The organism is Nocardioides sp. P5_E3, from assembly GCF_054049275.1.
Genome location: NZ_JBFUMR010000007.1, coordinates 136,472 through 150,129, shown reverse-complemented (window position 1 = coordinate 150,129; position 13,658 = coordinate 136,472). Strand labels below are relative to the sequence as shown.

Here is a 13,658-nt window from a genome sequence, read left to right as displayed (position 1 = left end):
CGCCTCAGCCGGCGCGCCGCGCGAGGCGTCGTACGACGACCATCCCGAGCGCGCCGACGACACCGACCAGCGCGGCCGCCCACAGCACGTCCTGAGCGTCCGTCGGGTCGAGGGCGACCATCGACCGTCCGGGCAGCGGGTCCCGGGGCTCGCCCAGCGCCTCCACCGTGGCGTCGTACGCCGCAGCGCCGGCAGGCACCGAGCCGCTGCACAGGTCGGAGGCGACCCTGCCGCGCTCGTCGAACCGCCCCAGCACCACCATCGTCGTCCCGGTCGCCCACTCGACGCCGCAGGACGCCTGGCCGGCGTTGGGCGTGACGACGTCCTGGCCGCGGCGTACGTCGCCGGCGAGGACGTCCACGACCGTGAAGAGGTGGGCGACGACCTCGGCGTCCGAGCGCTGGCTGGTCAGCACGCCCACGAAGGCGACGTCGGCGTGGTCGGCGAGCTCGACGGGGTCGCTGGTCACGCAGCTGCAGGCCGCGGCCGGGGCCACCGGCCCGAGCACCAGGCCACCGGCCAGCACCGCCAGCACCGCCGGGACGGCGAGCAGGCGGGCGGCCACCACGTCAGCGCGCGAGGCGTCGTACGACGACGAGCCCGAGGAGGCTGATGATCGCGACGGCCGCACCGGGGGCCGCCGCGCGGGCGAAGCCGGCGGGCGGCGACTCCTCGACCAGCGTGCGCTGGGCGGTCGGCGGCGGGGGCGGCTCGACGGAGGTGCCCTCGCCGAGGAGGCCCTCGATCTTGGCGACCTTGGTCGGGTTGGCCACGCTGGTGCCACCGCACGTGTCGGCCTCGAAGGGCGCCTCGGTGCCGGTGGCGAGGAAGAGGTAGGAGGTGCCGACGGCCAGCTCGCCGAGGCCGCAGGCGTTCTTGCCACCGGCCGAGAAGACCTGCGTGGAACGCTCGGGCGAGCCCTGGTAGGCCCGCGACGCGGTCACGTCGTAGGTGTGGTCGTTGTCGGCGACCTCCACGTTGTCGACCGTGCCGATGAAGACGGCGTCGGCGCGCTTCACCTGCTGCTCGAGCTGACCGCTCTGCTTGCAGGTGCAGTCGGCCGCGGCGGCCGGGGCCTGGACCGTCGTCACGAGGCCGAGGCACCCGAGGAGCAGTGCGGCGGCGAGCTGGACGGCGCGAATCATGGCGGGAAGCCTAGCGAGAGAGGTCGAAGAGCTCGGTGAGCACCGTGGCCACCCCGTCCTCGTCGTGGTGGGGCGCGAGGTGGTCGGCGAGCTCGCGCACGGTCGGGTGGGCGTTGGCCATGGCGTAGGAGGTGCCCGCCCACTCGAGCATCGGCAGGTCGTTGGGCATGTCGCCGAAGGCCACGACGTCGTCGGGGCCGAGGCCCATCCCGGCCGCGACGGTGGCCAGCGTCGACGCCTTCGTGACGCCTGCCGCGCTGATCTCCACGAGCGTGCCGACCGACGACCAGGTCGTGACGACCTGCTCGCCGAGGAGTCCGGCCACGAGCTCCCAGTAGGGCTCGGGCTCGTGGTCCTCGTGGCGGGCGAGCAGCTTGACGACGTCGTCGTCGACGAGCTCCTCGAGGGGGGCCGTCGGGACGTCGGGGGCGAGGTTGACCGCGAGGCGCGGCATGAAGTCGGGCTCCCTGGCGAAGCCGGTGGTCTTCTCGAGCGCGAAGACGGTGCCCGGCAGGTCCGCGCGCAGCCGCGCCGCGACCGCCAGGAGCACGTCGGCCGGGATGGTCCGGGCGGTGCGCACCTCCCGGCGCGCGACGTCGTACACGATCCCGCCGTTGCTGCAGATCGCGAGGCCGTGCCCGCCGACCGCCTCCCACAGCTCCTCCATCCAGCGGATGGGGCGACCGGTGGTGAAGACGACGGGTACGCCGGCGGCGTCGAGCTCGTCGAGCACCGCGCGGGTGCGCGCCGAGACCCGCCCCTCCGAGTCGAGCAGCGTGCCGTCGAGGTCGGTCGCCACCAGCCGTGGCGCGCTCACGAGGAATCCCGGACAGACACGGTGACGGTCAGCAGGTCACCCTCGGTCACACCCGCGGCCGTGCGCACCGCCTTCTTGACCGGGAGCACGAAGCTGCCGGAGCCGGCGTCGGGGAAGACGCTGGTGTCCCAGGTGGTGGATCCGACACGGGCACGCACCCGCACCGAGCCGAAGCCCCGCGGTTCGCCGGCGCGCTCGCGGACCTCGTCGGCGAGGTCGACCGGCAGGGTCACGAAGCACCACGCGCCCGCGTCGGTGGACTCCTTGCGCGCCGTCCACCGCCACAGCTCGGCGGTGAAGGTGACGCCCTCGTCCACGATCAGGAGTCCTGCGGGAACCAGCGCGAGATCTCGACGGCGGCGCCCTCGTCGGTGACGGTGGCGGTCACGTCGTCGGCGGCGGCGATGACCTCCTCGACGGCCTGCCCCATCGCCACGCCGCGCCCGGCCCAGCGCAGCATCTCGATGTCGTTGCGGCCGTCGCCGATCGCGAGCACGTCGGCGGCGGTGAGACCGAGCTTGTCGCAGACGTGCTGGAGGCCCGACGCCTTCGAGACGCCCACCGGGGAGAGGTCCAGCCAGGCGGTCCAGCCGACGACGTAGTCGGTGCCGTGCAGGCCGAGGTTGGCCGCGAGCTCGATGAAGTCGTCGGCGGTGGCCTCGGGATCGCGGACGATCACGCGGCTCACGGGCTCGCCCACGATGTCGTCGACGTGGGTGATCAGCTGCTCACCGGAGAGCTCGCCGTCGGGGAAGACGCGGTTGACGCGGTAGCCGCCGACCTCGCGCTCCTCGACCGCGACCAGCGCGCGCGGGTGGTGCTCCAGCACCGCGGCGACCGCGGGGGCGGCGTCGAAGGTCTCCTCGTGGACGACCTCCATCGGCGGGTAGCGGAAGACCACGGCTCCGTTGGACGCCACCACCCAGAGCCGGTCGGCGTTCTCACGCGGGATGTGGAGGAGGTCGGCGATGGTCGTCATCCCGTGCGGCGAGCGACCGCTCGCCAGCACGACGTGGGCGCCGGCGTCGAGCGCACGGTGCACGGCGTCGTGCACCGGCTCGGTGATGGTCTCGTAGTCCTCGGTCTGCCCGTCGACCCACTTGAGCAGCGTGCCGTCGATGTCCAGCGCGACGACCCGGGGAGTCCAGTCAGCCAACGCGCTTCAGCACTTCCAGTCCGCCCATGTAGGGGCGGAGCGCCTGCGGCACGGTGACCGAGCCGTCCTCGTTCTGGTGGGTCTCGAGGATCGCGACGATGGCCCGCGGGATCGCCGTGAGCGTGCCGTTGAGGGTCGCGACCGGCACGGTCTGGCCCTTCCCGTCGCGGGTGCGGATGTCGAGGCGGCGGGCCTGGAAGTCGGTGCAGTTGGAGGTCGAGGTGAGCTCGCGGTACTTGCCCTGCGTCGGGATCCACGCCTCGCAGTCGAACTTGCGCTGGGCGCTGAGGCCGAGGTCGCCCGCGGCGGTGTCGATCACGCGGTAGGCGAGCTCGAGCTTGTCGAGGAACTCCTTCTCCCATGCCAGCAGCCGCTGGTGCTCGGCGTACGACTCCTCGACGGTCGTGTGGACGAACATCTCGACCTTGTCGAACCAGTGCACCCGGATGATGCCCTTGGTGTCCTTGCCGTGGCTGCCGGCCTCCTTGCGGAAGCACGGGCTGAAGGCGGCGTAGCGGCGCGGCAGCGTGCCGGCGTCGAGGATCTCGTCGGAGTGGTAGGCCGCCATCGCGACCTCGCTCGTGCCGACGAGGTAGAGGTCCTCGCCCTCGATCCGGTAGACGTCGTCGGCGGCCTGGCCGAGGAAGCCGGTGCCCTCCATGGCGCGCGGCTTGACCAGCGACGGGGCGATCACCTGGGTGAAGCCGGCGTTGCGGGCCTGGTCCATCGCCAGGTTGACGAGCGCGAACTCGAGCTGCGCGCCGACGCCGGTGAGGAAGTAGAAGCGCGATCCGCTGACCTTGGCGCCGCGCTCGAGGTCGATGGCCCCGAGCATCCTGCCGAGCTCGATGTGGTCGCGGGGCTCGAAGTCGAACTCGCGCGGCGTGCCGACGTGCTCGAGGGTGACGAAGTCGTCCTCGCCACCGGCGGGTGCCTCGTCGGCGGCGATGTTGGGGATGGCCTTGATCGCCTCGTCCCACTCGGCCTCGGCGGCGTTGCGGGCGGCCTCGGCCTCCTTCACGCTCGCGGCCAGCTCCTTGACCTGCGCGAGCAGGGCCTGCTTCTCCTCGCCCTGCGCCTTGGCGACGAGCGCGCCGCTGGCCTTCTGCTCGGACCGCTTGGTCTCGAAGTCGGCGATCGACTGCCGGCGAGCGGAGTCCGCGGCCAGCGCCCTGTCCACCACGTCGTCGGACAGACCACGCTTCGCCTGGGCGGCGCGGACGCGGTCGGGGTCGTCACGGAGCAGGCGCGGATCTATCACGACGCAAGGCTATCCGTCCGGGCGTGGGGGGCCAGTTCCGGTGTGGGCATACTGCGCAGGTGACTCCCGCCTCCCGCAACCGCACGGTCGCCCTGGGCCTCCTGGCCGCGGCGCTGTTCGCCGTCCTTGGCTTCCTGGTGACCCAGGACCGGGCTCCGCTCGACAGCTTCGACGTGGGTGGCAAGCAGCTCGAGGACTGGGCGGACGACTCGTCACTCTTCATCGACTTCCTCCGGGTGGTCGAGGTCGCCTTCGGGACCATCGGCATGACGATCCTCACCGTCGTCCTCGCGCTGGGGTTGCTCCTGCGACGCCACCGCTGGGCAGCGCTGCTCGTGGTCGTGGTGATGGTCGTGACCTCGGTGGCCACGTCGGCCCTGAAGATCTGGCTCGGACGGGACCGCCCCGAGTGGCAGGACAACCTCGGCCTGCTCAACTCCTTCAGCTTCCCGTCCGGGCACGCCTCGTCCTCGGCGGCGTACGCGTCCCTCCTCGTCATGCTGCTCGTCCTGTTCGTCCGTCGTACGAGCCTGCGCCGCCTCGGCATCGCGGTCGTCGTCGGGTGGTGGCTGCTGGTCTGCCTCGACCGGGTGCTCCTGGGCCGGCACTTCCCCACCGACGTGATCGCCGGCTCGCTGCTGGGCCTCGCGGTGTTCTTCCTCGCCCTCGCCTTCATCGACCCCCGGCCGCGCTCGATCGCGGCCAGGACGGAGCCGCTCCCGGAGGTGTACGCCTCGGAGAAGCGGCTCGCGGTGATCCTCAACCCGATCAAGGTCGAGGACGTCGGCCAGTTCCGCTCGCTCGTCGCCTCGATGGCCATGGAGTCCGGTTGGTCCGAGCCGACGTGGCAGTACACGACCGTGGAGGACCCCGGCACCGGCATGGCCGAGCGCGCCGCCGTCTCCGGTGCCGACCTGGTCATGGTCTGCGGTGGTGACGGCACCGTGCGCGAGGTGTGCGCCGAGCTCGCCGGCACCGGCATCCCGGTCGGCATCATCCCGGCAGGCACCGGCAACCTGCTCGCCCGCAACCTCGGCATCCCGCTCTACATCCGCTCGGCGATCGACATCGCCCTCAACGGCCAGGACCGGGCCATCGACATGGTCGAGGTTGGTGGCGACGGCATCGAGGACACCCACTTCATGGTGATGGCCGGCATGGGCTTCGACGCCGCGATCATGGAGGGCGTCAACGAGGACATCAAGAAGAAGATCGGCTGGGTGGCCTACGTCATCTCGGGGCTGAAGTCGCTGATGTTCCCCGCGGTCAGGGTCGAGATCCAGATCGACGACGACGAGCCCACGGTCCACCGGGCGCGCACGGTCCTGGTCGGCAACGTCGGCTTCCTGCAGGCCGGCATGCCGCTGCTGCCCGACGCCACCATCGACGACGGCGTCCTCGACGTGGTGATCCTGCACCCCCGCAAGTTCCTGTCGTGGATCCCGCTCGCCGTGCGCGTGCTGGCCAAGAGCCAGACCGTCGACGAGCTCATCGACCGCCGCACCGGGTCACGGGTCCGGATCAAGGCTGCCACCGACACCCCCCGCCAGCTCGACGGCGACTCCATCGGCGAGGGCCGAGAGCTGCGGATGGAGTGCATCCACGGGCGGCTGCTGGTCCGCGTCCCGCGCTGAGCGGTCAGCCCCCGGCTGTGAACCGGTAGCCCATCCCCGGCTCGGTGAGGAAGAGCACCGGGCGACCCGGGTCGGCCTCGAGCTTGCGCCGGATGCCGGCCATGTGGACCCGGAGGTAGTTGGTCTGGGTGTCGTACGCCGGTCCCCACACGGCGGTCAGCAGCTCGGCCTGGCGGACCAGCCGGCCGCGCCGGCGGACGAGCACGTCGACGATCCGCCACTCGGTCGGCGTCAGGTGGACCTCCTCGCCGTCGCGGGTGGCGCGGGAGTCGGTGACGTCGAGGCGAAGCCCGCCGGCCTCGACGACCAGGTCGGGCTCCTCGCGGCCCGCCCGGCGCGAGGTGGCGCGGATCCTTGCCAGCAGCTCCTCGATCGAGAACGGCTTGGTGATGAAGTCGTCGGCGCCGAGGTCGAGCGCCTCGACCTTGTCGTCGGACTCGGTGCGGGCCGAGACCACGATCACCGGGACCTGCGTGAAGGACCGCAGCTGCGTGAGCACCGCGACCCCGTCGAGGTCGGGCAGCCCCAGGTCGAGCAGGACCAGGTCGGGCATCCGCTCGTCGACGACCTGCAAGGCCGACCGGCCGTCGCCCGCCGTCTCGACCTCGTAGTCTCGGGCACGGAGGTTGATCGAGAGCGTGCGCCGCATCGCGGGGTCGTCGTCGACGACCAGGACGAACGTCATCAGGCCCCCTTGCCCCTCTGCAGCTCCAGCACGAACGTGAGCCCACCGCCGGGGGTCTCCTCGGTGGCGATCGTCCCACTCATCGCCTCGGTCAGCCCGTGCGCCACGGCCAGCCCGAGCCCGACGCCGTCCTGCTGCGGCACGTCGCCGAACCGCTGGAACGGCGCGAACAGCCGGTCCCGGTCCTGGTCGGCCACGCCGGGCCCGGAGTCGGCGATGCGTACGACGACCCCGTCGCCGTCCGCAGCCGCGTCGATGCGCACGCGGGCGTCGACGGGCGTGTACTTGAGGGCGTTCTCGCAGATGTTGGCCAGCACCCGGTCGAGCAGCCCTGCGTCCGCGAGCACCAGCAGCTCGGGGTCGACGTCGACCTCGATCCGCTCGCCGCCGGGAAGCGGCGCGATGCTCGTGTGGACGGCGTCGGCCAGGCCGACGTCGCGCAGGACCACGCGCACCGAACCGGTGCTGATCCGGCTCATGTCGAGCAGGTTGGTGACCAGCGCGGTGAGCCGGTCGGTCGACTCCTCGATGGTGGCGAGCAGCTCGTCCTCGTCCTCGGGCGACCAGGTCACGTCCGTGCTGCGCAGGCTGTCGACGGACACCTTCATCGCCGCGAGCGGGTTGCGCAGGTCGTGGGAGACCGCGGCCAGCAGGGCGGTCCGGGTGCGGTCGAGCTCGGTCAACCGCAGGCGCTCGAGCTCGGCCACGGTCGCGACGCGGCGCTCCTCCATCACCTTGGCATAGGCGGCGTACGCGTTGAGCAGGCCGCGCTGCGTGGCCGGCAGGGTCGCGCCGCCGAGGACCAGCGTGCTGTGCTCGTCGATCGCCGCGGACATGTCGGCCTCCTCGACCGACGTGGGCGGGGTGCCGCAGCTCGCCACCACGACCTCCTCCACCGCCTCGCGCCGGAGCACGGCCGCGCCGTCGGCCCGGAAGAGCCTGCAGGCCGAGGACAGCAGGCCGTCGAGGTCGTCGCCGGAGGTGAGCAGGCTGTGCGCGAGCACCGTCAGCGCGTCGGCCTCGGCGCGCGCGGCCCGCGCCTCGGCCGTGCGGCGGGCCGCGTTGTCGACGACCGACGCGACGGCGATGCCCACCGCGACGAAGATCGCGATGGTGACGACGTTCTCCGGCTCGGCGACGGTGAGCGTGTAGAGCGGCGGCGTGAAGAGGTAGTTGAGCAGCAGCGCGCTCGCCAGCGCGGACAGGACCGCCGGCGCGAGCCCACCCACGAGCGCGGTCGCGACGACGACCATCATCAGGGACATCGCCTCGATGGGCAGGCCGTGCAGGTCCTGCGTCGCGTAGAGCAGCAGGCTCACGACCGCCGGCACCGCGAGCCCGACGACGAAGCCCGCGAGCCGGCGCCGCGGGCCGAGGTCGTGGGTGACCGGCCGGCGGCTCGCCGACCGCCCGCGCGCGTGCTCGTGCGAGACGATGTGGACGTCGATGTCACCCGATCCGGCGACGACCCGCTCCCCCACCCCCGGCCGGAGCACTGTCGAGACACGGCCGCGGCGGCTGGCGCCGATGACGACCTGGCTCGCGTTCTCGGCACGCGCGAAGGCGAGGATCGCGTCGGCCGGGTCGTCGCCGACCACGGTGTGGAAGGTGCCGCCGAGCTCCTCGGCCTTGGTCGCCATGGCGGCGAGACCGTCGGGTGACGTGCTGCGCAGCCCGTCCTGCCGGGTGACGTACAACGCCTGCCACTCGCCCCCGGACCGCCGGCTCGCGATCCGCGCGGCCCGCCGCATCAGGGTCGCTGCCTCGGGGCCACCGCTGACGGGTACGACGACCCGCTCGCGCGTCGCCCAGGTCGCCTCGATGTCGTGCTGCGCCCGGTAGCGCTCGAGCCCCTCGTCGACCCGGTCGGCCAGCCAGAGCAGGGCGAGCTCGCGCAGCGCGGTGAGGTTGCCCTCGCGGAAGTAGCGCGAGAGGGCCGCGTCGATCTTGTCGGCGGCGTAGACGTTGCCGTGCGCCATCCGTCGACGGAGGGCCTGCGGGCTCATGTCGACCAGCTCGATCTGGTCGGCGGAACGGACGACGTGGTCGGGCACGGTCTCCCGCTGCCGGACCCCGGTGATCGACTCGGTCACGTCGTTGAGCGACTCGAGGTGCTGGATGTTGACCGTCGTGACGACCTCGATGCCCGCGTCGCGCAGCGCCTCGACGTCCTGCCACCGCTTCGCGTGGGTGCTGCCCGGCACGTTGGTGTGCGCGAGCTCGTCGACCAGCACCACCTCGGGGCTGCGCGCCAGGACCGCCTCGAGGTCCATCTCCTCCTGGACGGTGCCGCGGTAGGCGACCTTCGCGCGCGGCACGACCTCAAGTCCCTCCAGCTCGCGCTCGGTCTTCGCGCGGCCGTGCGTCTCGACGTACCCCACGACGAGGTCGGTGCCGCGCTCCAGACGCCGGTGCCCCTCGTCGAGCATGGCGAACGTCTTGCCGACGCCGGGCGCCGCGCCAAGGTAGACGCGCAGCCGTCCGCGATCCGTGGGCAGGGGCATGGCGTCAGTCTCCACCAGCGGTCGCGACCGCGAGGTTGAGCTCGAGCACGTCGACACCCGGCTCGCCGAGGAACCCGAGGCTGCGGCCGTCGGTGTGCTCCGCGACCAACCGCTCGACCGCCTTCGCCGACAGCCCGTTGGCCGCCGCGACGCGGGCCACCTGCAGCTCGGCGTAGGCGGGTGAGATGTGCGGGTCGAGGCCGGAGCCGGACGCGGTGAGCGCGTCGGGGGGTACGTCGGCGGGGTCGACGCCCTCTCGCGCCGCGACCTCGGCCCGCCGGTCGGCGATGGCGGCGAGGAGGTAGGGGCTGCTGGGCCCGAGGTTGCTGGGGGCCGAGGCCAGGGTGTCGTACCCGTGGGGCGAGGGCCGGGAGTGGAACCACTGGTCGCCGCCGAAGTCCTGGCCGATCAGCCGGGACCCGACGATGCGGCCGTCGAGCCGCACGGGCTGACCGTCGGCGCGGTCGCCGAAGGACTGGCCGGCGGCCCAGACGGCGGCCGGGTAGCCGACGCCCAGCAGGACGGTCATCACGAGCAGGAGCCGGAGCCCGGCGAGGGACTGGCGGTAGAGGTCGGTGAGCAGGTGGGTCATGGCGCCTCCCCTTTCTAGGAGCTCAGGCCCGGGACGGTCGAGACGAGCAGGTCGATGAGCTTGATGCCGACGAACGGCACGACGAGGCCGCCGAGGCCGAAGACGAGGATGTTGCGGCGCAGCACCGACGTCGCCGACGCGGCGCGGAACCGCACGCCGCGCAGGGCCAGCGGGATGAGGGCCACGATCACCAGGGCGTTGAAGACGACCGCCGAGAGGATCGCGGACTGCGGCGAGGACAGCCCCATCACGTTGAGCCGGTCCAGCGAAGGGTAGGCCGCGACGAACATCGCCGGGATGATCGCGAAGTACTTCGCGACGTCGTTGGCGATGGAGAAGGTCGTCAGGGCGCCGCGGGTGATGAGCAGCTGCTTGCCGATCTCGACGATGTCGATGAGCTTCGTCGGGTCGGAGTCGAGGTCGACCATGTTGCCGGCCTCCTTGGCGGCGGCCGTGCCGCTGTTCATCGCGACGCCGACGTCGGCGGCGGCCAGTGCCGGCGCGTCGTTGGTGCCGTCGCCGGTCATCGCGACGAGCCGGCCGCCCTCCTGCTCCCGCCGGATGTAGGCCATCTTGTCCTCGGGCGTGGCCTCGGCGAGGAAGTCGTCAACCCCCGCCTCCGCGGCGATGGCCTGGGCGGTGAGGGCGTTGTCGCCGGTGATCATCACCGTGCGGATGCCCATCGACCGCAGCTCGGCGAACCGCTCGGCCATGCCCTCCTTGACGACGTCCTTGAGGTGGACGACGCCGAGCACGCTGCCGCAGCCCGCGGCGTCCTTGCGGCCGATGACGAGCGGCGTACCTCCGTCGCGGGCGATCGCGTCGACGGTGTCGCGCACCTCCGGCGGCTGCTCGATGCCCAGCCAGGCGCCGATCGCCGAGCCCGCGCCCTTGCGGACCCGGGTGCCGTCGGCGAGGTCGACGCCCGACATCCGGGTCTGGGCGGTGAACTCCACGAAGGTCGCCCCTCTGGGAAGGTCGTGGTCGTCAGCGCCCTGCTGGAGGGCCAGGGCCACGATGGAGCGGCCCTCCGGCGTCTGGTCCGCGAGGCTGGACAGTCGGGCGTTGTCTCGCAGCAGGTCTTGCGCGACGCCCGGCGCCGGGACGAACCGGCTGGCCTGCCGGTTGCCGTACGTGATGGTGCCGGTCTTGTCGAGCAGCAGCGTGCTGACGTCCCCGGCCGCCTCGACCGCGCGTCCCGACATGGCGAGCACGTTGACGCGGACCAACCGGTCCATGCCGGCGATGCCGATCGCCGACAGCAGGGCGCCGATCGTGGTGGGGATCAGGCAGACGAGCAGCGCGACCAGGACGACGAGGTCCTGCGGCGCGCCGGCGTACGTCGCCATCGGGGCCAGGGTCGCGACGGCGGCGAGGAAGACCAGGGTGAGGCTGGCGAGCAGGATCGACAGGGCGATCTCGTTGGGGGTCTTGCGCCGTGAGGTGCCCTCGACGAGCCCGATCATCTTGTCGAGGAAGGTGTCGCCCGCCGCGGCGGTGATGCGTACGACGATGCGGTCGGACAGCACGCGCGTGCCACCGGTGACGGCGCTGCGGTCGCCGCCGGCCTCGCGGATCACCGGCGCGGACTCGCCCGTGATCGCCGACTCGTCGACCGAGGCGATGCCCTCGACCACGTCACCGTCGCCGGGGACGACCTCGCCGGCCTCGACGACCACGAGGTTGCCGACGCGGAGCCGGGTGGCCGGCACCGGGGTCTCGCCGTCGCCGGTCACGAGGCGGGCGACGGTGTCGGTGCGGGTGGCCCTCAACGAGGCGGCCTGGGCCTTGCCGCGGCCCTCGGCGACGGCCTCGGCGAGGTTGCCGAAGAGCACGGTCAGCCACAGCCAGACGGCGATCGAGGCAGTGAAGACGCTCGGATCGGCGACCGCGGCCACCGTCGTCGCGACCGAGCCGAGGAGCACCAGGAACATCACCGGCGAGCGCCACAGATGACGCGGGTCGAGCTTGCGGAGGGCCTGGGGCAGCTGCTGCCCGGCCTGGGTGACGAGCGCGTGTCCTGCGGGGTCCCCGCGGCGCTGTCCGGGGGAGCGCAGCGGAGGAGACGAACGTCGTGGGGTGTTCATGCGAGTGCCTCTGCGATCGGTCCGAGGGCGAGCGCCGGGAAGTAGGTGAGGCCGGTCATCACCACGATGACGCCGACGAGCATCCCGACGAACAGGGGTGTGTGGGTGGGCAGCGTGCCCGCGGTGACGGGCACCGTTCCCTGACGGGCCAGCGACCCGGCGAGCAGCAGGACCAGCACGATGGGCAGCAGGCGGCCGAGCAGCATCGCCAGGGCGAGGGTGACCTGGAAGAAGTCCGAGGTCACCGTGAGGCCGCCGAAGGCGCTGCCGTTGTTGTTGGCCGCGGAGGTGTAGGCGTAGAGCACCTCGCTGAAGCCGTGGGCCCCGGCGTTGCCCATCGCATCGGCGGTCTCGCCGCGGCCGATGGCGACGCCGGTGCCGACGAGGACGAGGGCCGGGGTGGTCAGCGTGTAGAGGGCGACGTAGGTCATCTGCCGGGCGCTGATCTTCTTGCCGAGCAGCTCCGGCGTGCGGCCGACCATGAGGCCGGCGACGAACACGGCCAGGATCGCCATCACCAGGATCCCGTAGATGCCGGCGCCGACGCCGCCCGGCACGATCTCGCCGAGCATCATGTTGACCAGCACCGTGCCGCCGCCGGCCGGGGTGAGCGAGTCGTGGGACGCGTTGACCGCACCCGTCGACGTACCCGTCGTGGCCACCGCGAAGAGGGCCGAGGCCCACTCGCCGAAGCGGGTCTCCTTGCCCTCCATCGCGGCGCCGGCCGCCTGCGCGGCGGCCGAGTGGGCGCCGACCTCGGCCCAGGTCGTGACGGCCAGCGCCACCGACCAGAGCACKCCCATCACTCCGAGGACCGCCAGGCCCTGCCGGCGGTTGCCGAGCATCGTGCCGAGGGTGCGGGTCAGCGCGACCGGGAGCAGCAGGATGAGGAAGACCTCGAAGAAGCTGGTGAGCCCGGTCGGGTTCTCGAAGGGGTGGGCGGAGTTGGCGTTGAAGAAGCCGCCGCCGTTGTTGCCGAGCTCCTTGATCGCCTCCTGGCTGGCCACCGGTCCGCCGGTGAGGACCTGCGAGTGGCCCGCGAGCGTGGTCATCGTGGAGTCGGCGAAGCTCTGCACCACCCCACCGGCGACCAGCAGGACCGCCGCGACGAACGACAGCGGCAGCAGGACCCGGATCGTGCCCCGGGTCAGGTCCACCCAGAAGTTGCCCAGCGTGGCGCTGCGCGAGCGGACGAACCCCCGGATCAGAGCCACGGCGACGGCCATCCCGACCGCGGCGGAGAGGAAGTTCTGCACGGCGAGGCCGGCCATCTGGGTGGTGAAGCCGAGCGTCGACTCGCCCGCGTAGGACTGCCAGTTGGTGTTGGTGACGAAGGAGACGGCCGTGTTGAACGACATCCAGAACGGCACGCCCGGCAGCCCCCGATCCATCGGCAGCGCGGCCTGGCCGAGCTGGACGGCCATCAGCACCACGACCCCCACGAGGCTGAAGCCGACCACGCTGGTGGCGTAGGACCGGGCGCCCTGCTCGGCGTCGGGGTCGACACCGGTGAGGCGGTAGACGGCGCGCTCGACGCGGAGGTGGTGTGTGCTGGTCCACACGCGCGCCATGAAGTCGCCCACCGGGACGTAGGCCGCGGCGAGGAGTGCGACCAGGGCCGCGACGGTCAGGAGGCCGGAGGCGGTGTCGCTCACTCGAAGCGCTCCGGGAAGATCAGGGCCGCGAGGACGTAGAGCGCGATGAGGACCACCGCGACCACGAGCAGGCTGCTGGAGAAGGACATGCCTCCAGCCTCAGCCCGTGCCGGGCTCCCCGG

General features: G+C 72.3%; 13 protein-coding genes. 1 reads left to right on the top strand and 12 read right to left on the bottom strand.

The annotated features are described in order from the left end of the window. Positions 1 to 4: 4 nt before the first annotated feature. From ACXJKB_RS06270 to serS, 6 genes are read right to left on the bottom strand one after another with little or no spacing between them, the layout of a single operon-like run. Complete coding sequence (locus tag ACXJKB_RS06270; protein ID WP_457186470.1) at positions 5 to 568, bottom strand: hypothetical protein; 564 nt, start codon at positions 566 to 568, stop codon at positions 5 to 7. A 1-nt stretch (position 569) separates the two neighbouring features. After that, positions 570 to 1,145: a hypothetical protein gene (locus ACXJKB_RS06265; protein WP_457186468.1), complete on the bottom strand. Its 576-nt coding sequence runs from the start codon at positions 1,143 to 1,145 to the stop codon at positions 570 to 572. A 10-nt stretch (positions 1,146 to 1,155) separates the two neighbouring features. Next, a complete protein-coding gene (locus ACXJKB_RS06260) occupies positions 1,156 to 1,962 on the bottom strand; it encodes an HAD family hydrolase (RefSeq protein WP_457186466.1) in 807 nt (268 codons plus the stop codon). Continuing rightward, complete coding sequence (locus ACXJKB_RS06255; RefSeq protein ID WP_457186464.1) at positions 1,959 to 2,279, bottom strand: DUF1905 domain-containing protein; 321 nt, start codon at positions 2,277 to 2,279, stop codon at positions 1,959 to 1,961. The genes ACXJKB_RS06260 and ACXJKB_RS06255 overlap by 4 nt, the downstream gene beginning before the upstream one ends. Positions 2,280 to 2,281: 2 nt before the next feature. Beyond that, positions 2,282 to 3,118 carry an HAD family hydrolase gene (locus tag ACXJKB_RS06250; RefSeq protein WP_457186462.1) on the bottom strand — a complete coding sequence of 279 codons (837 nt, stop codon included), beginning with the start codon at positions 3,116 to 3,118 and terminating at the stop codon, positions 2,282 to 2,284. Next, positions 3,111 to 4,379, bottom strand: coding sequence for a serine--tRNA ligase (serS, locus tag ACXJKB_RS06245; protein WP_457186460.1), 1,269 nt, complete (start codon positions 4,377 to 4,379; stop codon positions 3,111 to 3,113). The genes ACXJKB_RS06250 and serS overlap by 8 nt, the downstream gene beginning before the upstream one ends. A 59-nt stretch (positions 4,380 to 4,438) precedes the next feature. Between serS and ACXJKB_RS06240 the strand changes: the two genes are divergently transcribed. Then, positions 4,439 to 6,013, top strand: coding sequence for a YegS/Rv2252/BmrU family lipid kinase (locus ACXJKB_RS06240; protein ID WP_457186458.1), 1,575 nt, complete (start codon positions 4,439 to 4,441; stop codon positions 6,011 to 6,013). A 4-nt stretch (positions 6,014 to 6,017) separates the two neighbouring features. Here ACXJKB_RS06240 and ACXJKB_RS06235 read toward each other — a convergent pair whose 3' ends face one another. Genes ACXJKB_RS06235 through ACXJKB_RS06210 form a run of 6 tightly spaced genes read right to left on the bottom strand, consistent with a single transcriptional unit; the run spans position 6,018 to position 13,625 of the window. After that, entirely contained in the window at positions 6,018 to 6,698 is a 681-nt protein-coding gene (locus ACXJKB_RS06235) for a response regulator (RefSeq protein ID WP_457186456.1), read from the bottom strand. Next, positions 6,698 to 9,202 carry a DUF4118 domain-containing protein gene (locus tag ACXJKB_RS06230; RefSeq protein ID WP_457186454.1) on the bottom strand — a complete coding sequence of 835 codons (2,505 nt, stop codon included), beginning with the start codon at positions 9,200 to 9,202 and terminating at the stop codon, positions 6,698 to 6,700. The genes ACXJKB_RS06235 and ACXJKB_RS06230 overlap by 1 nt, the downstream gene beginning before the upstream one ends. Positions 9,203 to 9,206: 4 nt before the next feature. Continuing rightward, positions 9,207 to 9,794: a potassium-transporting ATPase subunit KdpC gene (gene kdpC, locus ACXJKB_RS06225; protein WP_457186452.1), complete on the bottom strand. Its 588-nt coding sequence runs from the start codon at positions 9,792 to 9,794 to the stop codon at positions 9,207 to 9,209. Positions 9,795 to 9,808: 14 nt separating this feature from the next. Next, a complete protein-coding gene (kdpB, locus tag ACXJKB_RS06220; protein WP_457186450.1) occupies positions 9,809 to 11,881 on the bottom strand; it encodes a potassium-transporting ATPase subunit KdpB in 2,073 nt (690 codons plus the stop codon). Continuing rightward, positions 11,878 to 13,536 carry a potassium-transporting ATPase subunit KdpA gene (gene kdpA, locus ACXJKB_RS06215; protein ID WP_457186448.1) on the bottom strand — a complete coding sequence of 553 codons (1,659 nt, stop codon included), beginning with the start codon at positions 13,534 to 13,536 and terminating at the stop codon, positions 11,878 to 11,880. Before kdpA ends, kdpB begins: the two co-directional genes overlap by 4 nt. Beyond that, positions 13,533 to 13,625, bottom strand: coding sequence for a potassium-transporting ATPase subunit F (locus tag ACXJKB_RS06210; protein WP_457186446.1), 93 nt, complete (start codon positions 13,623 to 13,625; stop codon positions 13,533 to 13,535). Before ACXJKB_RS06210 ends, kdpA begins: the two co-directional genes overlap by 4 nt. Positions 13,626 to 13,658 lie beyond the last annotated feature (33 nt).